Origin of the sequence: Streptomyces sp. NPDC048566, assembly GCF_043199735.1 — a bacterium.
Lineage (GTDB): Bacteria > Actinomycetota > Actinomycetes > Streptomycetales > Streptomycetaceae > Streptomyces.
Genome location: NZ_JBICWL010000002.1, coordinates 463,932 through 484,550, shown reverse-complemented (window position 1 = coordinate 484,550; position 20,619 = coordinate 463,932). Strand labels below are relative to the sequence as shown.

The following is a 20,619-nucleotide window of genomic DNA, read 5'->3' as shown; positions in this document are numbered from 1 at the left end:
CGGGAGACCGGGCGGCGGACACGACACGGCCCGCGCCAAGTCTCCTACCGGTTACGCCAGATCCCGCTTGGCGGCGATCTTCGACGACAGGCTGTAGATGTCGATGAAGCCCTTGGCCGCGGCCTGGTCGAACGTGTCGCCCGTGTCGTACGTCGCGAGTTCGAAGTCGTAGAGGGAGGTGTCGGAGCGCCGGCCGGTGACGACGGCGCGCCCGCCGTGCAGGGTCATCCGGATGTCGCCGTTGACGTGCTGGTTGGCCTCCGCGATGAAGCCGTCCAGGGCGCGCTTGAGCGGGGAGAACCACTGGCCGTCGTAGACCAGTTCGCCCCAGCGCTGCTCGACCTGCCGCTTGTACCGGGCCAGTTCGCGCTCGACGGTGACGTTCTCCAGCTCCTGGTGGGCGGTGATCAGCGCGATCGCACCCGGAGCCTCGTACACCTCGCGGGACTTGATGCCCACGAGCCGGTCCTCGACCATGTCGATCCGGCCGATGCCCTGGGCGCCGGCGCGCTCGTTGAGCTGCTGGATGGCCTGGAGGACGGTGACGGGCTTGCCGTCGACGGCGACCGGCACGCCTTCCCTGAAGCTGATGACGACCTCGTCGGCCTCGCGCTGCTCGGCCGGGTTGGAGGTGTACTCGTAGATGTCCTCGATCGGGGCGTTCCAGATGTCCTCCAGGAAGCCCGTCTCGACCGCGCGCCCGAAGACGTTCTGGTCGATGGAGTACGGGGACTTCTTGGTGGTGGCGATCGGGAGCTGCTTGTCCTCGCAGAAGGCGATCGCCTTGTCCCGGGTCATCGCGTAGTCCCGGACCGGGGCGATGCACCGGAGGTCGGGGGCGAGGGCGACGATGCCGGCCTCGAACCGCACCTGGTCGTTGCCCTTGCCGGTGCAGCCGTGGGCGACGGTGGTGGCGCCGTGCTTCTGGGCGGCGGCGACGAGGTGCTTGACGATGGTCGGCCGGGAGAGGGCCGAGACCAGCGGGTAGCGGTCCATGTAGAGGGCGTTGGCCTTGATCGCCGGGAGGCAGTACTCGTCGGCGAACTCGTCCTTGGCGTCCGCGACCTCGGCCTCGACGGCGCCGCACGCGAGGGCGCGCTTGCGGATGACGTCCAGGTCCTCGCCGCCCTGGCCGACATCGACCGCGACGGCGATGACCTCGGCGCCCGTCTCCTCGGCGATCCAGCCGATGGCGACGGAGGTGTCCAGACCGCCTGAGTAGGCGAGTACGACGCGCTCGGTCACGGGATTCTCCTCAACAGTGCATTCGCTGACATGCATGAGTATGCAGCACTCTGCATGATTCGTCAACGTGGCGCTCCGCCGCCCTTCCGCGACATGCGAACTCCTGAGACAGGCGAACGGTTTTCCGCGATGCTCCCGGACCATGGGAAAGACTCACGAACGCATCGACGGCCGCCTCCGCACGTTCATCGAGGCCCAGCCCGTCTTCTTCACCGCCACCGCGCCGCTGTCCGGCGACGGCACGGTCAACCTCTCCCCCAAGGGCCTCTCCGGCTCGTTCGCCGTGCTCGACGAGCGGACCGTCGCCTACCTGGACTTCGCCGGGAGCAACGCCGAGACCATCGCGCATCTGCGGGAGAACGGCCGGATCACCCTGATGTGGTGCGCCTTCCAGGGGCCGCCCGGCATCGTGCGGGTGCACGGCCGGGGCGAGCCCGTCTTCCGCGACGACCCCCGGTTCGCCGGGCTCCTCGGCCGCTTCCCCGGCATCGACCCCACCGCGCACGGTCTGCGCGCCGTGGTCGTCGTCACCGCCGAGCTGATACGCGACTCCTGCGGCTACGCCGTGCCCTTCATGGCCTACGAGGAGGACCGCGACCTGCACGCCCAGCGCTTCGCCCGTGAGGACGACGCCTCCCTCGACGCGTATTTCACCAGGAAGGAGCACATCGCGACGAGCCTGGACGGCCTGCCCGGACTGCCGCTGCCCCTGCCCCCCAGTACGGTCTGAGCCATGCGCCCCGCAGCCGTCGCCCTCGCGTCCGCGTCCCTGCTCGCCCTGGCCCCGGGCGGGCCGCCGGCGCGGGAACTGCCCGAGGCGATGGCCGACACCGGCGGGGGCGGCCAGCTGATCACCGCGCAGGCGCCGCACGCGAGCGCCACGTCCGGCACCCTCACCTGGTGGGACCGGCGCGGCGGGCGCTGGGTGCGGGCGGGTTCGGCACCCGCCCGGTTCGGGGCGAGGGGACTCGTCGAGGGCGGCGCGCGCCGCCAGGGCACGGACACGACGCCCACCGGCCTGTACGACCTGCCCTACGCGTTCGGCACCGGCGCCGCGCCCGCCGGGACCGCGATGCCCTACCGGCCCGTGCACCAGGACTCCTGGTGGTGCCAGGACAACGACTCCCGGTCCTACAACCGCTGGACCGAACCGCGTCCCGCCGACTGCCGGGCCGCCGAGTCCGAGCACCTGATCACCTACCGGACGCAGTACGCGCACGCCTTCGTGATCGGCTTCAACTACGCGCGGCCGGTGCGGGGGCGCGGTGCCGGGATCTTCCTGCACGTCGACGGGAAAGGGCCGACGGCCGGCTGCGTGTCCGTGCCGGCGGAGGCGATGCGCCGCCTGCTTACCTGGGCCGACCCGGCCCGCGCGCCGCACATCGCCATCGGGACCGAGGACGGGGCGACGGCGCTGACCCGGTACTGATCCCCCGCCGCCGCGTCAGACGGTCGGGACGCGGACGGTGAAGGTGGTCGAGCCGGGACGGCTGTCCAGGGCCACCGTGCCGCCGTGCGCCTCCACCACGGCGGCCACGATCGACAGCCCGAGCCCGGCGCCGCCGCCCGCGCCGTCCGTACGCCGGCGGTCGGCGCGGGTGAAGCGCTCGAAGACGCCGGGCAGCACGTCCTCGGCGACCCCGGGGCCGTCGTCGTGCACCGTCAGCACGGCCGCCGGGCCGACGGCCTCCAGACAGACCGTCACCCGGGTGCCGTCGGGCGTGTGGGCCCGGGCGTTGGCCAGCAGGTTCGCCAGAACCTGCTGGAGCCGGTGGGCGTCGCCCGACACCGTCACCGGCTCCTCCGGCAGCTCCAGCACCCACCGGTGGCCGGGGCCGACCGCGCGGGCGTCGGCGACCGCGTCCAGCACCAGGTGGGTGAGGTCGACGGGCAGCCGCTCCAGCGGCCGGCCGGCGTCCAGCCGGGCCAGCAGGAGCAGTTCGTCCACCATCTCGCCCATCCGCGCCGACTCGGCCGCGATCCGCTCCAGGGCCCGGTGCACGGCGGCGGGCACCGGCCCGGGATGCAGCAGCGCCAGCTCGGCGTGGCCGCGCACGGTGGCGACCGGGGTGCGCAGTTCGTGGCTGGCGTCGGCAGCGAAGGAGCGCAGCCGCTCCTCGCTCGCGTGCCGCTTGGTCAGCGCGTCCCCGACGTGGCCGAGCATCCGGTCGAAGGCCGCGTCCACCCGGCCCACCTCGCTGCGCGGGTCGGACGCCGGTTCCCGTTCCGGCAGGGCCACCTCGCCGCTGGCCAGCGGGAGTTCGCTGACCCGGGTGGCCGTCGCGGCGACCCGGTTCAGCGGACGCAGCGACCAGCGCACCCACAGGGCGCCGGCCACGCCGGTGACGACGAGGGCCACCCCGAAGACCAGGGCGGCGACCAGGACCAGCCGGTGGACGGCGGCCTCCACCGGTTCGGTGGGCAGGCCGGTGATCAGGACGTCGCCGTCCCGGCCGCGCACCGCCAGCACGCGGTAGTCGCCGAGCGACGACAGCTCGACGGTGTGCCCCGCGCCGTCCGCGGGAACGGCGAGCAGGGACGCCTCGTCGGACGCGGTCAGCTCCACGCTGCGCACCGCCGGGGTGCTGTCCGCCGTCACCACCGCCGCGTTGGTGACGTCCCCACCGGCCGCCCGCGCGCCGAAGGTGCCCGTGCTCTGCCGGCGGCTGTCGCCGTTCTCGTCGCCGTCGTGGTCGGAGGGCCGGGCCGAGCCGTGCTCCAGACTCGCCGCGAAGCGCGGCCCCGCGTCCTGGAGCTGCTGGTCGAGGCGGCCGGTCAGAAAGCCGTTCAGCTCGTAGACGGCCGCCACCCCGACGGCCGCGCAGCTCACGGCGAGCAGCACCACGAGCCCGGCGGTGAGGCGGGCGCGCATGCTCCGCGGGCGCGGCAGGGCGCGCAGCGCCGCCGCGGCCCGGCCTCCCGCCCTCGCGGCGGTCGTCCGCCACGAGCGGCTCATCGGCCGCCCGCCGGCTTGATCACGTATCCGGCTCCGCGCACCGTGTGGATCATGGGCTCGCGGCCCGCGTCGACCTTCTTGCGCAGATAGGAGATGTACAGCTCCACCACATGGGCCCGGCCGCCGAAGTCGTAGGACCAGACGCGGTCGAGGATCTGCGCCTTGCTGAGCACCCGGCGCGGGTTGCGCATCAGGAAGCGCAGCAGCTCGAACTCGGTCGGCGACAGCTCCACCAGGTCGCCGCCGCGGGTCACCTCGCGGGCCTCCTCGTCCATCGCGAGGTCCCCGACCACCAGGCGCGGTCCCTCGTCGGCCCGGCGGGCCATCCCGGCGCGGCGCAGCAGTCCGCGCAGCCGGGCGACGACCTCCTCCAGGCTGAACGGCTTGGTGACGTAGTCGTCGCCGCCCGCCGTGATGCCGGTGATGCGGTCCTCCACCGCGTCGCGCGCGGTGAGGAACAGGACGCACACGTCCGGCAGGACGGTCCGCAGGTCGCGCAGCACCGCGAAGCCGTCGGTGTCCGGCAGCATGACGTCGAGCACCACGGCGTCGGGGAGCAGGGCACGCGCCTCGGCCGCGGCGGAGGCGCCGTCGCCGGCGGTGCCGACCCGCCAGCCCTCGTAGCGCAGCACGCCGGAGAGGACCTCGGCCAGGTCCGGGTCGTCGTCGACGACCAGAACCCGGACCGGGGTGCCGTCGGGGCGGGTCAGCGAGGGCGGCCTGCCGGCGCCGCGCACGGGGGCCGCGGCGGGGTCCTCGGCCGCCTCGGCGGTGGCCGGGCGGGCCTCGTCGCCGGGACCGGGAAGGGAAGTGTTCATGTCGCCCCCCAGCATCGCTCCTGCCGCCCGCTCCCGCCGCGCTCCACCACCTCTGAGTTTCCTCTGAGTCGCCCGCGGCCGGCTCCCCCGCGCCCCGTCCCCGCGAGCCCCACCGCTCTCAGTTCCCTGTGAGTCCGTGGCGAACGGGCTTGTTCAGAGCCTTCTCAGAGGTTCCGGACGCATCGTTGCCCTCCGGACCACCGGACGAAGGACGGACTATGGCCACGGTGTACGAACGGGCGGCGGACCCGCGCCCGACGCGAGGGCACGGGCGCCGCCGCCGGCGCTCGCCGGCGGCTGCGCTGCTCACCCTGCTCTGGGCCGGGGCGGCAGCCGTCCTCGCCCTGTGGTGGACCGACACCGGGTCGGTGGTGGGCCGGGCGGGCTGGCTGACGGACGCCGGGCGGATCACCGGGCTGCTGTGCGGATACGCCTGCGCGGTCCTGGTGGCGCTGATGGCCCGGGTGCCGCTGCTGGAGCGGCGCGTCGGCTCCGACCGGGTGTCCCGCTGGCACGCCATGGCCGGCCGGTACACGATCTGCCTGCTCGTCGCGCACGTCACCCTGATCCTCCTGGGCTACGCCGCCCAGGACGGGGCGGGCCTGGTGCACGAGGCGGTCAGCGTGGTGACCGACTACCCGGACATGCTGAAGGCGACGGCCGGAACGGTGATCCTCTTCGCCGTCGGGATCACCTCGGCGCGGGCCGCCCGCCGCCGGATCAGCCACGAGTTCTGGTACTACGTGCACCTCCTCACCTACGCGGCGGTGTTCCTCGCCTTCTTCCACCAGATCTCCCTCGGCTCGGACTTCGTGGGCAACCCGGTGGCCCGCGGGGCCTGGTACGCGCTCTACCTCGGCACGGCCGCGCTGGTCCTGTGGTTCCGCGTGCTGGTCCCGGTCCGGCTCAACCTGCGCCACCGGCTGCGGGTGGAGTCCGTGCAGCAGGAGGCGCCCGGCGTCTTCTCCGTGGTCGTGCGCGGGGAGGACCTGGCGGAGCTGGAGGCGCGGGCCGGCCAGTTCTTCCGCTGGCGCTTCCTGGCCGACGGCCTGCGCTGGACCTCGACCCCGTACTCGCTGTCGGCCCCGCCCCGCGGCGACCGCATGCGGATCACCGTGAAGGCGCTCGGCGGCCACAGCGCGGCGGTCGCGCTGCTGCGGCCCGGTACCCGGGTGTGGGCGGAGGGCCCCTACGGCGCGCTGACCGCCGACCGCGGCACCGCCCCGAAGTCCCTGCTGATCGCCGGCGGCGTCGGCATCACCCCGTTGCGCGCGCTGTTCGAGGAACTGCCCGGCCGGCTCACCCTGCTCTACCGGGCGCGCACCGCCGGGGACCTGGCCCTGGGGGCGGAGCTGGAGGCCATCGCGCGGTGGCGCGGAGCACGCGTGCTGTACGCGGTCAACAACGCCGACGGCACCCGGCCGCGGCTGGACGCCGCCTCCCTGCGCGGGGCGGTGCCGGACGTCGCCGAGCACGACGTCTACCTGTGCGGGCCGCCCGAGCTGTCCCGGGACCTGTACCGCGAACTGCGCGCCGCGGGCGTCCCCGACCGCCGTATCCACCACGAGTCGTTCGAGCTGTGAGGCCCCCGTGCACGCACTGAAGAAGAACCGCCCGCTGCGCCGGATCACCCTGGCGGCGGCCACCACGGTCACCGGTGTCGTCCTGCTGCTCTCGCTGAAGCCGCACACCCCGCCCACCGTGGACCGGGCGTCCTCGACGGTGAGCGGGACGCCGTCCCCGGGCAGCTCCTCGCCGGGCGGGTCCGGGGACTCCTCGGGCTCGTCCGGGAGCACCAAGGCGTCGGGCACCTTCACCGGGGACAGCGTGCAGACCCGCTGGGGCCCGGTCCAGGTCCGGATCACCCTGGAGAGCGGCCGGATCACCGACGTGACCGCCGTCGTGTACCCCTCGGAGAACCCCCGCGACCAGGAGATCAACAGCTACGCGATCCCCCAGCTCAGGCGGGAGGCGCTGGCCGCGCAGAGCGCGCAGATCGACTCCGTCTCCGGAGCCACGTACACCAGCGACGGCTACCGGCAGTCGCTCCAGTCGGCACTCGATTCCGCAGGTGGCTGAACACGCGGCCGCCGGGGACCGTATCTCTGGGCCAGGGGGCCGCTCCCCTCGCCCCGTCCCCACGGACGAACACGGAGGAACCGTGTCCACGATCGCCGGTGGCCGCGCCGCGCGGCGCCAGACCATGCGCCGCATCCGCCCACGCCGCTCGCCCGCCGTCCCGCTGCTGATCGCCGTCTGGGCGGGCGCCGCCGGGGTCCTGTGGCTGTGGTGGGTGAACACGCCGGCCGTCACCGGCGGCGACGGCCGCATCCTCAACGCGGGCCGGATCACCGGACTGCTCGCCGGGTACCTGATGGCGCTCGTCGTCCTCCAGATGGCCCGTGTGCCCGCGCTGGAGCGCCGGGTGGGATCCGACCGGGTGGCGCGCTGGCACGCGATGACCGGGCGCTACACGATCAGCCTGGTCCTCGCGCACCTCTTCCTGACCATGTGGGGCTACGCCCTGCAGTCCGGCGCCGGACTCGGCGGGATCGTGCGCCAGACGATCGACTCGGTGGACCAGCTGCCCGACATGGGCAAGGCCGCGATCGGCACCGGCCTGCTGGTGCTCATCGCCGTGGTCTCCATCGGCCCGGTGCGCCGGTTCATCCCCTACGACACCTGGTACCACGTCCACCTGCTGACGTACGCCGCGGTCTTCCTGACGTTCTGGCACCAGCTCTCCACCGGCAACGACTTCGCGGTCGAACCCGTCGCCCGCACCGTCTGGTACGGGCTGTACGGGTCGGTGACCGCCCTGCTGCTCTGGTACCGCGTGCTGTCCCCCATCCGGCTCAACCTGAAGCACCGGATGCGCGTCGAGGCGGTCGTGGAGGAGACGCCCGGCATCGTGTCGGTGCTGATCAGCGGGCGCAAACTGCACCGGATGGGCGCCGAGGCCGGGCACTTCTTCCGCTGGCGGTTCCTGGCACCGGGCATGCGGTTCAGCTCCCACCCGTACTCGCTCTCCGCCGCCCCCCGCCCCACCATGCTGCGCATCACCGTCAAGGCGATCGGCGACCACAGCGCCGGGCTGCGCGACCTGGAGCCGGGCACCCGGGTGTGGGCCGAGGGCCCCTACGGCGCGCTGACCGCCCAGCGGCGCAGCCGCGGCAAGGTCCTGCTGGTGGCGGGCGGCGTCGGCATCACGCCGATGCGGGCCCTGTTCGAGACGCTCCCCGGGGCGTCCGGCGACATCACGCTCCTCTACCGCGCCAACAGCACCCAGGACCTGGCCCTGTGGGACGAGCTGGCCTCGATCGCCGAGGAGCGCGGGGCCCGGCTGATGTACGCGGTCAACAGTCCCGACGGCGAACGCCCGGACATCTCGGCGGACAGCCTGACCCGCAAACTGCCCGACATCGAGCGCCACGACGTCTTCCTGTGCGGGCCACCCGGCTTCGCGCGGCAGGTGTACGACGCACTGCGCGGCGCGGGAGTCCCCGCCCGGCGCATCCATCACGAGTCGTTCGAGATGTGAGCGACGGGAGTCAGGAGCGATGAAGAAGAGTCACCCCATCCGGCGCGCCGTGCTCGCCACCGCCGCCACCGTCTCCGGGATCGTGCTGCTGCTGTCGCTCAAACCGGCGGGCGACCCGGCCGCCGCGTCCGCTCAGGGCGCCGTCTCGCCGCAGCGGACGGCGGCCGGACAGGAGTCGCCGCAGGGCGGCGCCCGGCAGACCGGCACCCGCACCGTCACCGGCGACGCGGTGAGGACCGAGTACGGGCCGGTGCAGGTCCGGGTGTCGCTGAGCGGCGGCAGGATCGTCGGCGCCGAGGCGGTCCAGGCCCCGCGGGGCGGGACCAGCGACACGAAGACGGCGCTCGCGGTACCGCGGCTGAACAAGGCGGCGGTCGCCGCGCAGAGCGCCGACATCGACTCCGTCTCGGGAGCCACCTACACCTCGGCCGGCTACCGGAAGTCGCTCCAGTCGGCGCTGGACGAGGCGAAGGCGCCCGGCGGGGCGGGCTCCCCCGCGGCCTCCGCGCCGGCCGCGGCCTCCGCCTCGCCGAAGGAACCGGCCGGCACGGCGCCCGCCCCCCGCGTCGTGACCGGCAGCGTCGCCCGGACCCAGTACGGTCCGGTCCAGGTCCGCGTGGTGCTGGACGGGACCAGGATCACCAAGGCGGAGGCGGTGCAGGCGCCGAGCGGCGGGCGCAGCAGCCAGATCACCGGTGACGCCGTGCCGCGGCTGAACCGGGAGGCCGTGGCGGCGGGCGGCGCGGACATCGACTCCGTCTCCGGTGCGACGTACACCTCCGAGGGGTACCGCACCTCCCTCCAGTCGGCGCTGGACAAGGCCGGTGGCTGAGCCCGCGCAGGAGGCGCCGCCGGCCGTGCGGCACGCCGAGGAGGTCATGGGCACGGTGTTCTCCTTCGACGTGCGCGGCGGCGATCCGGCGGCGGTCCGGGCGGCGCTGGCCGAGGCGGTCGCCCAACTGCACCGCGCCGACGAGCTGTTCAGCACCTACCGGGACGACAGCCAGATCTCCCGGCTGGTGCGCGGGGAGGTCACGGTCGAGAGTTGCGCTCCGGAGGTCGCGGAGGTGCTCGGCCTCGGCGCCGAGGCGGAGCGGATCAGCGACGGCTGGTTCAGCACCCGGTACGAGGGCGTGCTGGACCCGACGGGGATCGTCAAGGGCTGGGCCACCGAGCGCGCCGCCCGGCGGCTCGGCGAGGCCGGGGCGATCGGGGTGAGCGTGAACGGGGGCGGCGACGTCCAGCTCCGCGGTGTCCCGGGACCGCACCGCCCCTGGCGGGTCGGGGTGTCGGACCCGCTGCGCCCCGGTTCGCTCGCCGCGGTCGTCTCCGCCGCCGGGGCCGACGAGCTGGCCGTGGCGACCTCGGGCACCGCCGAGCGCGGCGCCCACATCGTCGACCCGCGCACCGGCCGGTCGGCGGTCACCGACCTGGTGGCCGTGACGGTCGTCGGCCCCCGGCTGACCTGGGTGGACGCGTGGGCCACCGCGGCCTTCGCGATGGGGTCGCGGGCGGGGCTGGACTGGCTGGAGTCCCTGCCGGACGTGGAGGGCCTGCTCATCACGGCAGGCGACGAGGTGCGGTGCACCGGCGGGTTGGCGCACCGCCTGGGCTGAGGGGTGCCCGCCCCGGCCGGGGCGGGCACGGACCGCCGCGCGCGGGGCCGCGAGGAGCCCCGGGCGCCCGGCGGCCCGCCGGGCGCCCGCGCGGCGGGCGGTCTCAGTGGGCGTTCTGGGCGAGCCTCAGCAGGTGGTCGGCGAGCGCCTGGCCGCCCGTCGGACCCCGGCTGATCAGCAGCAGGGTGTCGTCCCCGGCGATCGTGCCGAGGATGTCGTGCAACTCCGCCTGGTCGATCGCCGAGGCGAGGAACTGCGCGGCCCCGGGCGGGGTGCGCAGGACGACCAGGTTCGCCGACGCCTCGGCGGAGATGAGCAGTTCCGCCGAGAGGCGCCGCATCCGCTCCTCCTTCGCCGACTCGCCCAGCGGCGCCCGGGGAGTGCGGAAGCCGCCCTCGCTCGGTACCGCGTAGATGAGGTCGCCGTCGTTGTTGCGGATCTTCACCGCGTTCAGCTCGTCGAGGTCGCGGGAGAGCGTCGCCTGGGTGACGGTCAGCCCGTCGTCGGCGAGGAGCTTCGCCAACTGGCTCTGCGAGCGCACCGGTTGCCGGTTGAGGATGTCCACGATCCGGCGGTGGCGTGCGGTGCGGGTCTGCGGCACGGCAGGCCCTGCGGGCTCGTGGTCCTGCGCCTGGCTCATCGTCGTCGTCCCATTTCCCGGGATCATCCGTCCCCGTTGGCTGCGTCGAGGATGCCGGGGAGCGCCCCGAGGAACGCGTCCACGTCGTCATCGCCGAGGTTCAGCGGGGGCATGAGCCGTACGACATCGGGGGCGGGCGCGTTCACCAGGAAACCGGCGTCCTGAGCCGCCTGCTGCACCTGGGGCGCGAGCGGCTCGGTGAGCACGATACCCAGGAGCAGCCCGGCACCCCGGACATGGTCCACGAGAGGGTGGCGGACCCCGCCCGCGGCGCCCTCGATCCCGTCGCGGAGTTTCTCGCCCGCGCGCTTGACGTTCTCCAGCAGGCCCTCGGCGGCGATCGTGTCCAGAACGGCGAGTCCGGCGGCGCACACGACGGGGTTGCCGCCGAAGGTGGTGCCGTGGTGGCCGGGCTTCAGCAGGGTGGCGGCGCGGCCGAAGGCGACGGTGGCGCCGAGCGGCAGCCCGCCGCCGAGGCCCTTGGCGAGCGTGACGACGTCGGGCAGCACGCCCTCGTGGGCCTGGTAGGCGAACCAGTGCCCGGTACGGCCGATCCCGGTCTGCACCTCGTCCAGGACGAGCAGGGCGCCGTTGGCCGCCGTGATGGCGCGGGCCGCCTTCAGGTAGCCGGGCGGCGGCACGACCACGCCGTTCTCGCCCTGGAGGGGTTCGATGATCACCAGGGCGGTGTCCGGGGTGACCGCCTCGGCGAGGGCCTGGGCGTCGCCGTACGGGACATGGCTGACGTCGCCGGGCAGCGGCAGGAAGGGCTCCCGCTTGCCGGGCTGGCCGGTGAGGGCGAGGGCGCCCATCGTGCGGCCGTGGAAGCCGCCGGTGGTGGCGACCATGTGGGTCCGGCCGGTCAGCCGGCCGATCTTGAAGGCGCCCTCGTTGGCCTCGGCGCCCGAGTTGCAGAAGTACACCCTGCCGTCGCGGCCGAAGAGCTGGAGCAGCCGTTCGGCGAGGGCGACGGGCGGTTCGGCGACGAACAGGTTCGAGACGTGGCCGAGGGCGCCGATCTGCCGGCTGACCGCCTCGACGACGGCGGGGTGGGCGTGGCCGAGGGCGTTGACGGCGATACCGCCGACGAAGTCGAGGTAGCGCGTGCCGTCGGCGTCCCAGAGCCGGGTGCCGGCTCCGCGCACGAGCGGCAGGCGCGGGGTGCCGTAGTTGTCCATCAGCGAGCCCTGCCACCGTTCGGTGAGCTCTGCGTTCGTGGCGCTGCCGGTCATACGGCGTCCCCCGCTTCCTCGTCGTCCGGCACGACCATCGTGCCGATCCCCTCGTCGGTGAAGATCTCCAGCAGGATCGAGTGCTGGACCCGGCCGTCGATGACCCGGGCGGTGGTCACGCCGCCTCGTACGGCGTGCAGACAGCCCTCCATCTTCGGCACCATGCCGCTCGCCAGCTCGGGGAGGAGTTTCTCCAGCTGGGAGGCGGTGAGGCGGCTGATCACCTCGTCGCTGTTCGGCCAGTCCTCGTAGAGGCCCTCGACGTCCGTGAGGACCATGAGGGTCTCGGCGCCCAGTGCAGCAGCGAGTGCCGCAGCCGCCGTATCAGCATTGACGTTGTAGACATGTCCGTCGTCCTGGCTCCTGGCGATCGAGGAGACGACCGGGATGCGGCCGTCGGCGAGCAGCGCCTCGACGGCGCCCGTGTCGATCGCGGTGATCTCGCCGACCCGCCCGATGTCGACCGGCTGTCCGTCGATCGTGGGCCGGTGCCGGGTGGCGGTGATGGTGTGCGCGTCCTCGCCGGTGAGGCCGACCGCGAGCGCTCCGTGCTCGTTGAGGAGGCCGACCAGCTCGCGCTGGACCTGCCCGGCGAGCACCATGCGCACGACGTCCATGGCTTCCTCGGTGGTGACGCGGAGGCCGGCCTTGAACTCGCTGACGATGCCGTGCCGGTCGAGCGCGGCGCTGATCTGCGGTCCGCCGCCGTGCACGACGACGGGCTTGAGGCCCGCGTGGTGCAGGAAGACGATGTCCTGCGCGAAGGCCGCCTTGAGGTCGCCGTCGACCATGGCGTTGCCGCCGAACTTCACGACGACGGTCTTGCCGCGGTGCCGGGTCAGCCAGGGCAGCGCCTCGATGAGGATCTGCGCCTTGGGCAGGGCGGTGTGCTTGCGGGTCACATGGCTCATGAGGAGTACGCGCTGTTCTCGTGGACGTAGTCGGCGGTGAGGTCGTTGGTCCAGACGGTGGCCGTGGCGTCGCCGGCGGCGAGGTCGGCGACGATGTGGACCTCGCGGTAGCGCATGTCGACGCGTTCGCGGTCCTCGCCGGCGGCGCCGTTCTTGCACACCCACACGCCGTTGACGGCGACACCCAGCCGGTCGGGTTCGAAGACCGCCGCGGTGGTGCCGATCGCGGACAGCACGCGGCCCCAGTTCGGGTCCTCGCCGTGGACGGCGCACTTGAGGAGGTTGCTGCGGGCGATGGAGCGGCCCACCTCGACGGCGTCGTCCTCGGTCGCGGCGCCCACCACCTCGATCCTGATGTCCTTGGTCGCACCCTCGGCGTCGCGGACGAGCTGCTGCGCCAGATCCGCGCAGACCTCGCGCACGGCCTCGGCGAACTCCGCGTACGCCGGGGCGACTCCGGAGGCGCCGGAGGCCAGCAGCAGTGCGGTGTCGTTGGTGGACATGCAGCCGTCGGAGTCGACGCGGTCGAAGGTCGTCCGGGTGGCCTCGCGCAGCGCCCGGTCGAGCACGTCGGCGGGCACGTCGGCGTCGGTGGTGAGCACGGCGAGCAGGGTGGCGAGCCCCGGGGCGAGCATGCCGGCGCCCTTGGCCATGCCGCCGACGGTCCAGCCGGCCCGGGTGGCGACCGAGGTCTTGTGCACGGTGTCCGTGGTCGTGATGGCGATGGCCGCCTTCTCGCCGCCGTGCGGGCCGAGCGCGGCGACGGCCCGGTCGACGCCGGGCAGCAGCCGGTCCATCGGCAGCGGGACGCCGATCAGGCCGGTCGAGCAGACGGCGACGGCGCCCGCGCCGGTGTCGGCGAGTGCTCCGGCGACCTTCTCGGCGGTGGCGTGGGTGTCCTGGAAGCCCCGGGGGCCGGTGCAGGCGTTGGCGCCGCCGGAGTTGAGGACGACCGCCGTCAGCTCCCCGGACTTCAGGACCTGTTCGGACCAGAGCACGGGGGCGGCCTTGACGCGGTTGGAGGTGAAGACGCCCGCGGCGGCGCGGCGGGGCCCGGTGTTGACCACGAGGGCCAGGTCCAGTCCGCCGTGTTCCTTGATTCCGGCGGCGACGCCCGCCGCCGTGAATCCCTGTGCTGCCGTGACGCTCACGGTGCGACTCCGATCGTGGACAGCCCCAGCTCCTCGGGGAGGCCGAGCGCGAGGTTCATGCTCTGGACGGCACCGCCTGCGGTGCCCTTGGTGAGGTTGTCGATGGCGCTGACCGCGATGATGCGGTGCGCGTCGGCGTCGTACGCGACCTGCACGTGAACGGCGTTGGAACCGTGGACGGACGCGGTGGCGGGCCACTGCCCCTCGGGGAGCAGGTGGACGAACGGCTCGTCGGCGAGGGCCTTGTCGTAGGCGGCCCGCACCGCGTCGGCCGTGACGCCGGGCCGCGCGCTCGCGGTGCACGTCGCGAGGATGCCGCGGGACATCGGCGCGAGCGTCGGGGTGAAGGAGACGGTGACGCGCTCGCCGGCCACCGCGCTGAGGTTCTGGATCATCTCGGGGGTGTGCCGGTGGACGCCGCCGACGCCGTAGGGCGTCATCGACCCCATGACCTCGCTGCCGAGCAGGTGCGTCTTCGGCGCCTTGCCGGCTCCGGAGGTGCCGGAGGCGGCGACGATCACGGCCTCGTTCCCGGCCAGGCCGCCCGCGTAGGCGGGGAAGAGGGCCAGGGAGACGGCCGTCGGGTAGCAACCGGGTACCGCGATGCGCTTGGACCCCTCCAGCGCGGCGCGGGCACCCGGCAGTTCGGGGAGGCCGTAGGGCCAGGTCCCGGCGTGCGCGGAGCCGTAGAACCGCTCCCAGGCGGCCGGGTCCGCGAGCCGGAAGTCGGCTCCCATGTCGAGGACGAGGACCTCGGGCCCGAGCCTCTCGGCGACGGCCGCGGACTGCCCGTGCGGCAGCGCGAGGAAGACCACGTCGTGGCCGGCGAGGGTCTCGGGGGTGGTCTCGGCGAGCACGCGGTCGGCGAGCGGCGGCAGGTGGGGCTGGAGCGCTCCGAGCCGCCGGCCCGCGTTGGAGTCGCCGGTCAGGGCACCGATCTCGATCTCGGGGTGGGTCAGGAGCAGACGCAGCAGTTCCCCGCCCGCGTATCCGCTCGCTCCCGCCACCGCCGCACGTACCGTCATGGAACCCTCCTCCTTGATGGCATGACTATACGTTTCGCTGCACGTTTATGCAATCTCATGCCGATCAAAGACCGGAATACGACGACCGCCCCCCGGCCGTCAACGGCAGGGGGGCGGTCGTCGTCCGGAGCTCGACCGCCGCACGAGGGCGGCGGCGCCCGGACCGGGGCTCGGGGGGGGCGTCAGGAGCGCCGGGCGGCCTGCTCGGCGTTCTTCTCCTTGATCCGGGCCGCCTCCTTGCGCACCTCGGCCTGGGTGGCGCGCTCGCGGCGCAGCCAGTCGGGGTCCTCGTCCCGCAGCGCGTCGATCTGCTCGGTGGTCAGCGCCTCGGTGACACCGCCGCGGGCGAGTCCGGCGATGGAGACACCGAGCCGGGCGGCGACGACGGGGCGGGGGTGCGGACCGTTGCGGCGCAGCTCCTGGAGCCAGGCGGGCGGGTCGGCCTGCAGCGCGTTCAGCTCCGCACGGGAGACGGCACCCTCCCGGAACTCGGCGGGGGTGGCGTCGAGGTACACACCCAGCTTCTTCGCAGCCGTGGCGGGCTTCATCGTCTGGGTGGTCTGGTGCGAACTCATGTCTCCAGGGTATCGAGCGCGCGGAGGGCCGCCGACCATCGCGGGTGGGTCGGCCGGGGCCGCGCCGGGTAACCTGACGGGGTGACCGGCTCCGACGCATCCCCGTCCTTCAGGCTCGCCTACGTTCCGGGGGTGACGCCCTCGAAGTGGGTGCGGATCTGGCACGAGCGCTTCCCCGACGTGCCGCTGTCCCTCGTGCCGGCCGCTCCCGGCGAGATCCTCGGCCTGCTGCGCGGCGGCGGGGCCGACGCGGGCTTCGTCCGCCTCCCGGTCGACGGGGACGACCTCAGCGCGATCCCCCTCTACACCGAGACGACGGTGGTCGTCGTGCCCAAGGACCACATCGTCGCGGCCGTCGAGCAGATCTCCCCCGGCGATCTCGACGACGACATCGTGCTGCACCCGCTGGACGACCCGCTGGGCTGGGAGGCTCCGCCGGGCCGGCCCGCGCTGGAGCGGCCCGCCACCACGGCGGACGCGATCGAGCTCGTCGCCGCGGGGATCGGCGTCGTGGTCGTCCCGCAGTCCCTCGCCCGGCTCCACCACCGCAAGGACCTCACCTACCGGACGGTGACGGACACCCCCGAGTCGCGCGTCGCGCTGGCCTGGCCGGAGGACCGCACCACCGACCGGGTCGACGACTTCATCGGCATCGTGCGCGGCCGGACCGTCAACAGCACCCGAGGGCGCGCCCGGACCCCGGACGACGCAGGCCGGTCGTCCACGCCGTCGCGGGACTCCGCCTCCCGTAAGCGGGACGCCGCCGGGGGCACCCGGGGGGCGTCGGCCGCCGGCCGGAACCCGCGCGGCGGCTCCGGCACCGCGAAGGGGCGGCCCAAGGGCGGCGCGAAGGGCGGCGCGAAGCGCGGCAGGCCGCACCGCCGCGGCTGACCCTGCGCCCTCGGCCCCGCCGCGGCCGGGCACGCGCCCTGCCCCCGCTCCGGCCGACGCTTGACCTGGAGCGCGCTCCAGGTCCTACGGTCGTGTCATGACCAGCGGAGAGCCCCTCGCGGGAGCCCCTCGCGGGAGCCCCGGACGGCACGCTCACGATCGCCCGGGTCGTCGCGCGCACCGGCCTCTCGCACGACACCCTGCGCTCCTGCGAGAAGGCCGGCCTGATCGAACGGGTAGGCCGCACCACCGGGAACCAGCGGCTTGAGCCGTGGCCGACCTGGCCTGGCTGGAGTTCCTGATCCGGCTGCGCGGGACGGGCATGCCGATCGCGAGATGCAGCGGTTCGCGCTCCTGCGCGCACGGGGCGACGGCTCGGTCGCCGACCGGCTCGCGATGCTCCGCGCACAGCGCGGGTCTGGCCGCGCGGATGCGGGCGCTGCGCCGGCACGCGGCGGCGCCGGACGAGAAGATCCACCACGACGAACGGCTCCTCGACGGGCCGGGATCGGACGGCCTGACATGAGCGGCACCACGGGGAACCGGCGCTCCACCACCCGCGAGGAGCGCTTCGAGCACGGCCTGCGCGTCCTGGACCGCGTGGACGGCGAGGCCGGCCGGCGGGTCGTCGACGCGCTCGGCGACGTCAACCCGGAGCTGGGACACCAGATCGTCGCCTGGGCCTTCGGCGACATCTACGACCGGCCCGGACTCGCCGCACGGGACCGCCAGTTGGTGACCCTCGGCATGCTCACCGCGCTCGGCGGCTGCGAGACGCAGCTGGAGGTGCACGTCAACGCGTCGCTGAACGTGGGCCTGTCCCCGGACGAGATCGTCGAGGCCCTGCTCCACGCGGCGGTCTACTGCGGCATCCCCAGGGCGATGAACGCGAGCCTGGTCGCGAAGAAGGTGTTCGCCGAACGAGGTCTGCTCCCGGCCGGCCGGGGCCCCGCGGCCGAAGCCCGTACCGCCGGCGGCTGAGCGGCCGGGCGCGGGCACAATGGGAGCCGTCGAGCAGCACCGCGCAGGCGTCGGCGACGAACGTGACGACGCGGCCGGTGCGACCGGAGAACGGAACGGGATGGGCGAGCACTGGCCGGTGCCGGACACACTGGCCTACCTGGCCGGCGAGTGGCGGGTGAGGCGGACGGTCCTGGACCTCGCGAGCGAGGCGGCGGGACGGTTCACCGGCACCACGCGGTTCGGCCCGCTGGACGGGGACGGCCCTCCGGCGCCGGACGCCGGGGCCCGGGCCGCCGGCGACGGCGGCCCCGACGGCCCGGGTGCCGGGCCGCCGCGCACCGGCGCGGGACTGCTGCACCACGAGTCCGGCACGTTCGTGTGGCAGGGCGTCGCCCGGCCCGCCGAGCGGACCCTGCGGTTCCTGCCGGGCGGGGCGCCGGGCGCGGCACTCGTCCGGTTCTCCGACGGCAGGCCGTTCCACGACCTGGACCTCGCGACCGGGCGGTACGTCGCGGACCACCCCTGCTCGGCGGACCTGTACCGCGGGGAGTTCACCGTCCGCGACGCGGACCACTGGCGGACCGTCTGGCGCGTCCGGGGTCCGGCGAAGGACCTGGTGCTCACCACCGACTACACCCGCGAGAGTTCCGGGCCGCGGCCGGAGGACGCCGGGACGGCGCCGCCCGGACCGGGGACGCCGCTCAGGCGCGGGTCGCGCGGGTGAAGGAGGCGTCGAGGCGCAGGCTCCAGCGGCCCGCCCGGCCCGTCACCGAGATCGCCGAGAGCGGCCTGACGTCGATGTTCCAGAACGTCGACGGGGGCGCTCTCAGCGCGTAGACGAGCGCGGCGCGCACCACCGCCGGCTCCGCGACGGCGACGATGCCGCCGCCGTCGTCGATCGGCCGGGTGTCGAGCCAGGAGCCGACCCGGCCGATGAAGGCCAGCAGGGACTCGCCGCCGTGCGCCGTGGAGCGCGGCTCGGCCAGCCAGGCGTCCACCGCGTCGGGTTCCCGGGCCATCGCCTCGCCGAGGGTGAAACCGCGCCAGCGGCCCATGTCGCAGTCGCGCAGGGCGAGCTGGACCAGGGGTGCGTAGCCGAGCGCGTCCCCGGTCGCCCTGCTGCGGGGGGCCGGCGAGCAGTAGCGCAGTTCCGCGGCGGCCAGCGGGAGCAGGTCGTTGGCGGCGCGCAGCACTTCCTCCCATCCGGCCTGGTCCAGCGGCCGGTCGTCCTCGAAGCGCTCCGCCGGCAGCGAGGAGCAGCGCGCGGCGGCGACGAACGTGACGCGACGATGCATGGCCAGATGGTGGAACGCGGTACTCCGCAGGTCAAGAGGGGTCGCACAGGGTGTCCGAAACGTCACCGCCTCGTTTCCCCGGGCGGGTGGGAGCGCTGTCCGGGCTCCCCGAGAACGCTCTCGTCACGGGGTGTGCGCCGGGCCGGCGCCCGTGATCCGGGCGCTCGCGGAGCGCACCGAGATGGTTCAGATCCGGACTTCCTCGCAGGCCGTCCGCAGACGGCGCACGCCTTCGGCGATCTGCTCCGTCCCAGCCACCGCGGCGAAACTGAGCCGGAGGTGCGGGGCCGGGGATTCGGCGCTGAAGTAGGGGCGTCCGGGCGCCACGGCCACACCCGCTCGCAGCGCCGCTCCCACCAGGGCGGACTCGTCGGTGCCGTCGGGCAGCCGGACCCACAGGTGGTATCCGCCGGACGGGACGTGCGGCAGGGCGAGTTCGGGCAGCCGGGCGCGCAGCGCCGCGGTCATGGCGTCGCGGCGCGCCGTCAGCTCGGTGGAGACGGTCCGCAGGTGGCGTGGCCACGCGGAGGAGCCGACGAGTTCGAGGGCGGCCTCCTGGAGCGGGCGCGGCACGAAGAACGTGTCGACGACCTGGATGGCGCGCAGGCGCTCCAGGACCGGCCCGCGCGCGGCCAGCGCGCTCACCCGGAAGCTCGGCGAGGTCGCCTTGGTCAGCGACCCGACGTGCACGACGACGCCGTCCGGGTCCTCGGCGGCCAGCGGGCGGGGCAGCGGTCCCGCGTCCGCGTGCACGAGCCGGCGCACGAAGTCGTCCTCGACGACGAAGGCCCCGGCGTCCCGCGCGATGGAGAGCACCTCGCCGCGGCGCCCGGCGGCCAGGACGGCGCCGGTGGGGTTCTGGAACAGGGGCTGGCAGACGAAGACCCGCGCCCCGGTGGCCCGGAACGCGTCGGCGAGCAGGTCCGGCCGCACGCCGTCGGGGTCCACGGGTACCGGGACGGGGCGCAGGCCGGCCGCGCGGGCGATCGCCAGCATGCCGGGGTAGGTGGGCGACTCGACCAGGACCGGAGCGCCGGGCGGCGCGAGCGCGCGCAGCGCGGTGGTCAGGGCGGACTGGCCGCCCGCGGTGACGAGCACCTCCGCCGCGCCGACCGCTCCGCCGATGCCCCGCGCGAACCACTCGCGCAGCTCGGGCAGGCCCTCCATCGGAGGGCGGGACCAGGCACCGGGGCGGCGGCCGGCCCGGGCGAGCGCCGCGCCCATCGCCCGTTCCGGCTGGAGCGAGGGGTGCAGGTAGCCGCCGTTGAACTCGACGACCCCGGGGGGCGGCGCGGCGAGCGAGGCGAGCACGCCGGAGGCGTCGACGGTGCGCGGCACGACCTCGGCGGCGGCGTCCGCGCTGAGGGACACCTCCTGCCAGGAGGTGTCCCCGGCGGGCGGGACGGCGGTCCGGGGCCCGGCGCGGTAGGCGCCGGCTCCGGGCCGGGTGACCACCAGGCCCTCGGCGGCCAGCCGGGCGAGCGCGCGGGACACGGTCACCGGGCTCACGCGGAACCGCTCCACGAGCGCCCGGCTCGACGGCAGCTTTCCGCCGGGAGAGTAGCGGTCCAGCTCCCTTCGCAGCTGTTCGGTCAGATCTCCCACACTGCTACGCTCATGCATGAGAGCACAGAGTAGCGCTATCACCTCCCGGGCAATAGCGGTCGGCGCCGGCGGCACCCCGGTGCCGGAGACCGGCGCGGCGGCCCCGCCGGCCCGGCGCACCGCGGCCCGGCGGTCACGCCCCTGCGGAAGCGGTC

The 20,619-nt window shown here is 74.4% G+C and carries 23 protein-coding genes; 12 read left to right on the top strand and 11 right to left on the bottom strand.

All coding sequences use genetic code 11. The features are described from left to right. Positions 1-51: 51 nt before the first annotated feature. Positions 52-1,245, bottom strand: a complete 1,194-nt coding sequence (locus tag ACGFS9_RS06005; protein ID WP_393251096.1) for an argininosuccinate synthase — start codon at positions 1,243-1,245, stop codon at positions 52-54. A 142-nt stretch (positions 1,246-1,387) separates the two neighbouring features. Here ACGFS9_RS06005 and ACGFS9_RS06000 point away from each other — a divergent pair, with 142 nt between their 5' ends. Together ACGFS9_RS06000 and ACGFS9_RS05995 are read left to right on the top strand one after the other, a co-directional pair. Further along, on the top strand, positions 1,388-1,975 hold the full coding sequence (locus ACGFS9_RS06000; RefSeq protein WP_393251095.1) for a pyridoxamine 5'-phosphate oxidase family protein: 588 nt from the start codon (positions 1,388-1,390) through the stop codon (positions 1,973-1,975). A 3-nt stretch (positions 1,976-1,978) separates the two neighbouring features. Continuing rightward, on the top strand, positions 1,979-2,674 hold the full coding sequence (locus ACGFS9_RS05995) for a L,D-transpeptidase (RefSeq protein ID WP_393251094.1): 696 nt from the start codon (positions 1,979-1,981) through the stop codon (positions 2,672-2,674). Between the two features lie 15 nt (positions 2,675-2,689). Here the strand turns inward: ACGFS9_RS05995 and ACGFS9_RS05990 are convergent, their stop codons facing one another. Further along, positions 2,690-4,117, bottom strand: coding sequence for a sensor histidine kinase (locus ACGFS9_RS05990; protein WP_393251093.1), 1,428 nt, complete (start codon positions 4,115-4,117; stop codon positions 2,690-2,692). Positions 4,118-4,197: 80 nt separating this feature from the next. Beyond that, the gene (locus tag ACGFS9_RS05985) at positions 4,198-5,019 is read right to left on the bottom strand and encodes a response regulator transcription factor (RefSeq protein ID WP_393251092.1); all 822 of its coding nucleotides are present in this window, start codon (positions 5,017-5,019) and stop codon (positions 4,198-4,200) included. Between the two features lie 218 nt (positions 5,020-5,237). Between ACGFS9_RS05985 and ACGFS9_RS05980 the strand changes: the two genes are divergently transcribed. The 5 genes from ACGFS9_RS05980 to ACGFS9_RS05960 all read left to right on the top strand — a co-directional run bounded on the left by ACGFS9_RS05980 (position 5,238) and on the right by ACGFS9_RS05960 (position 10,176). Continuing rightward, entirely contained in the window at positions 5,238-6,602 is a 1,365-nt protein-coding gene (locus tag ACGFS9_RS05980) for a ferric reductase-like transmembrane domain-containing protein (protein WP_393251091.1), read from the top strand. A gap of 7 nt (positions 6,603-6,609) precedes the next feature. Next, on the top strand, positions 6,610-7,098 hold the full coding sequence (locus tag ACGFS9_RS05975; RefSeq protein ID WP_393251090.1) for an FMN-binding protein: 489 nt from the start codon (positions 6,610-6,612) through the stop codon (positions 7,096-7,098). A gap of 124 nt (positions 7,099-7,222) precedes the next feature. Next, positions 7,223-8,560, top strand: coding sequence for a ferric reductase-like transmembrane domain-containing protein (locus ACGFS9_RS05970; protein WP_393251281.1), 1,338 nt, complete (start codon positions 7,223-7,225; stop codon positions 8,558-8,560). 19 nt (positions 8,561-8,579) lie between these two features. Beyond that, a complete protein-coding gene (locus ACGFS9_RS05965) occupies positions 8,580-9,392 on the top strand; it encodes an FMN-binding protein (RefSeq protein ID WP_393251089.1) in 813 nt (270 codons plus the stop codon). After that, entirely contained in the window at positions 9,385-10,176 is a 792-nt protein-coding gene (locus ACGFS9_RS05960; protein ID WP_393251088.1) for an FAD:protein FMN transferase, read from the top strand. Before ACGFS9_RS05965 ends, ACGFS9_RS05960 begins: the two co-directional genes overlap by 8 nt. A 103-nt stretch (positions 10,177-10,279) precedes the next feature. Here the strand turns inward: ACGFS9_RS05960 and ACGFS9_RS05955 are convergent, their stop codons facing one another. The 6 genes from ACGFS9_RS05955 to ACGFS9_RS05930 form a co-directional block, all read right to left on the bottom strand. Next, positions 10,280-10,816, bottom strand: coding sequence for an arginine repressor (locus ACGFS9_RS05955; protein ID WP_393251087.1), 537 nt, complete (start codon positions 10,814-10,816; stop codon positions 10,280-10,282). A 23-nt stretch (positions 10,817-10,839) separates the two neighbouring features. Further along, positions 10,840-12,048, bottom strand: coding sequence for an acetylornithine transaminase (locus ACGFS9_RS05950; RefSeq protein WP_393251086.1), 1,209 nt, complete (start codon positions 12,046-12,048; stop codon positions 10,840-10,842). Beyond that, positions 12,045-12,959, bottom strand: a complete 915-nt coding sequence (gene argB, locus ACGFS9_RS05945) for an acetylglutamate kinase (RefSeq protein ID WP_393251085.1) — start codon at positions 12,957-12,959, stop codon at positions 12,045-12,047. The genes ACGFS9_RS05950 and argB overlap by 4 nt, the downstream gene beginning before the upstream one ends. Next, positions 12,956-14,110 carry a bifunctional glutamate N-acetyltransferase/amino-acid acetyltransferase ArgJ gene (argJ, locus tag ACGFS9_RS05940; RefSeq protein ID WP_393251084.1) on the bottom strand — a complete coding sequence of 385 codons (1,155 nt, stop codon included), beginning with the start codon at positions 14,108-14,110 and terminating at the stop codon, positions 12,956-12,958. The genes argB and argJ overlap by 4 nt, the downstream gene beginning before the upstream one ends. Next, positions 14,107-15,135: an N-acetyl-gamma-glutamyl-phosphate reductase gene (argC, locus tag ACGFS9_RS05935; protein ID WP_393251083.1), complete on the bottom strand. Its 1,029-nt coding sequence runs from the start codon at positions 15,133-15,135 to the stop codon at positions 14,107-14,109. The genes argJ and argC overlap by 4 nt, the downstream gene beginning before the upstream one ends. A gap of 182 nt (positions 15,136-15,317) precedes the next feature. Beyond that, complete coding sequence (locus ACGFS9_RS05930; protein WP_393251082.1) at positions 15,318-15,710, bottom strand: DUF5997 family protein; 393 nt, start codon at positions 15,708-15,710, stop codon at positions 15,318-15,320. A gap of 81 nt (positions 15,711-15,791) precedes the next feature. Between ACGFS9_RS05930 and ACGFS9_RS05925 the strand changes: the two genes are divergently transcribed. From ACGFS9_RS05925 to ACGFS9_RS05905, 5 genes are all read left to right on the top strand, one after another. Then, entirely contained in the window at positions 15,792-16,601 is an 810-nt protein-coding gene (locus ACGFS9_RS05925; RefSeq protein WP_393251081.1) for a LysR substrate-binding domain-containing protein, read from the top strand. A 158-nt stretch (positions 16,602-16,759) separates the two neighbouring features. Beyond that, positions 16,760-16,903, top strand: a complete 144-nt coding sequence (locus ACGFS9_RS05920; RefSeq protein WP_393251280.1) for a MerR family DNA-binding transcriptional regulator — start codon at positions 16,760-16,762, stop codon at positions 16,901-16,903. Then, positions 16,873-17,127 (top strand): hypothetical protein, encoded by a 255-nt coding sequence (locus ACGFS9_RS05915; RefSeq protein ID WP_393251080.1) that lies wholly within the window; start codon positions 16,873-16,875, stop codon positions 17,125-17,127. Before ACGFS9_RS05920 ends, ACGFS9_RS05915 begins: the two co-directional genes overlap by 31 nt. Next, the gene (locus tag ACGFS9_RS05910) at positions 17,124-17,582 is read left to right on the top strand and encodes a carboxymuconolactone decarboxylase family protein (protein ID WP_393251079.1); all 459 of its coding nucleotides are present in this window, start codon (positions 17,124-17,126) and stop codon (positions 17,580-17,582) included. Before ACGFS9_RS05915 ends, ACGFS9_RS05910 begins: the two co-directional genes overlap by 4 nt. A gap of 100 nt (positions 17,583-17,682) precedes the next feature. After that, positions 17,683-18,288, top strand: a complete 606-nt coding sequence (locus tag ACGFS9_RS05905; RefSeq protein WP_393251078.1) for a DUF6314 family protein — start codon at positions 17,683-17,685, stop codon at positions 18,286-18,288. Here ACGFS9_RS05905 and ACGFS9_RS05900 read toward each other — a convergent pair. Then, positions 18,266-18,859 carry a histidine phosphatase family protein gene (locus ACGFS9_RS05900; RefSeq protein WP_393251077.1) on the bottom strand — a complete coding sequence of 198 codons (594 nt, stop codon included), beginning with the start codon at positions 18,857-18,859 and terminating at the stop codon, positions 18,266-18,268. The genes ACGFS9_RS05905 and ACGFS9_RS05900 overlap by 23 nt on opposite strands. A 186-nt stretch (positions 18,860-19,045) precedes the next feature. Next, complete coding sequence (locus ACGFS9_RS05895) at positions 19,046-20,482, bottom strand: PLP-dependent aminotransferase family protein (protein WP_393251076.1); 1,437 nt, start codon at positions 20,480-20,482, stop codon at positions 19,046-19,048. Between the last annotated feature and the right edge of the window lie 137 nt (positions 20,483-20,619).

Bases quoted from the DNA above. Each gene is read 5' to 3' on its own strand.
- ACGFS9_RS06000 (WP_393251095.1), top strand. From the start codon at position 1,388: ATGGGAAAGACTCACGAACGCATCGACGGCCGCCTCCGCACGTTCATC.
- ACGFS9_RS05995 (WP_393251094.1), top strand. From the start codon at position 1,979: ATGCGCCCCGCAGCCGTCGCCCTCGCGTCCGCGTCCCTGCTCGCCCTG.
- ACGFS9_RS05990 (WP_393251093.1), bottom strand. From the start codon at position 4,117: ATGCGCGCCCGCCTCACCGCCGGGCTCGTGGTGCTGCTCGCCGTGAGC.
- ACGFS9_RS05985 (WP_393251092.1), bottom strand. From the start codon at position 5,019: ATGAACACTTCCCTTCCCGGTCCCGGCGACGAGGCCCGCCCGGCCACC.
- ACGFS9_RS05980 (WP_393251091.1), top strand. From the start codon at position 5,238: ATGGCCACGGTGTACGAACGGGCGGCGGACCCGCGCCCGACGCGAGGG.
- ACGFS9_RS05970 (WP_393251281.1), top strand. From the start codon at position 7,223: ATGCGCCGCATCCGCCCACGCCGCTCGCCCGCCGTCCCGCTGCTGATC.
- ACGFS9_RS05965 (WP_393251089.1), top strand. From the start codon at position 8,580: ATGAAGAAGAGTCACCCCATCCGGCGCGCCGTGCTCGCCACCGCCGCC.
- ACGFS9_RS05955 (WP_393251087.1), bottom strand. From the start codon at position 10,816: ATGAGCCAGGCGCAGGACCACGAGCCCGCAGGGCCTGCCGTGCCGCAG.
- ACGFS9_RS05950 (WP_393251086.1), bottom strand. From the start codon at position 12,048: ATGACCGGCAGCGCCACGAACGCAGAGCTCACCGAACGGTGGCAGGGC.
- argB (WP_393251085.1), bottom strand. From the start codon at position 12,959: ATGAGCCATGTGACCCGCAAGCACACCGCCCTGCCCAAGGCGCAGATC.
- argC (WP_393251083.1), bottom strand. From the start codon at position 15,135: ATGACGGTACGTGCGGCGGTGGCGGGAGCGAGCGGATACGCGGGCGGG.
- ACGFS9_RS05930 (WP_393251082.1), bottom strand. From the start codon at position 15,710: ATGAGTTCGCACCAGACCACCCAGACGATGAAGCCCGCCACGGCTGCG.
- ACGFS9_RS05910 (WP_393251079.1), top strand. From the start codon at position 17,124: ATGAGCGGCACCACGGGGAACCGGCGCTCCACCACCCGCGAGGAGCGC.
- ACGFS9_RS05905 (WP_393251078.1), top strand. From the start codon at position 17,683: ATGGGCGAGCACTGGCCGGTGCCGGACACACTGGCCTACCTGGCCGGC.
- ACGFS9_RS05900 (WP_393251077.1), bottom strand. From the start codon at position 18,859: ATGCATCGTCGCGTCACGTTCGTCGCCGCCGCGCGCTGCTCCTCGCTG.
- ACGFS9_RS05895 (WP_393251076.1), bottom strand. From the start codon at position 20,482: ATGCATGAGCGTAGCAGTGTGGGAGATCTGACCGAACAGCTGCGAAGG.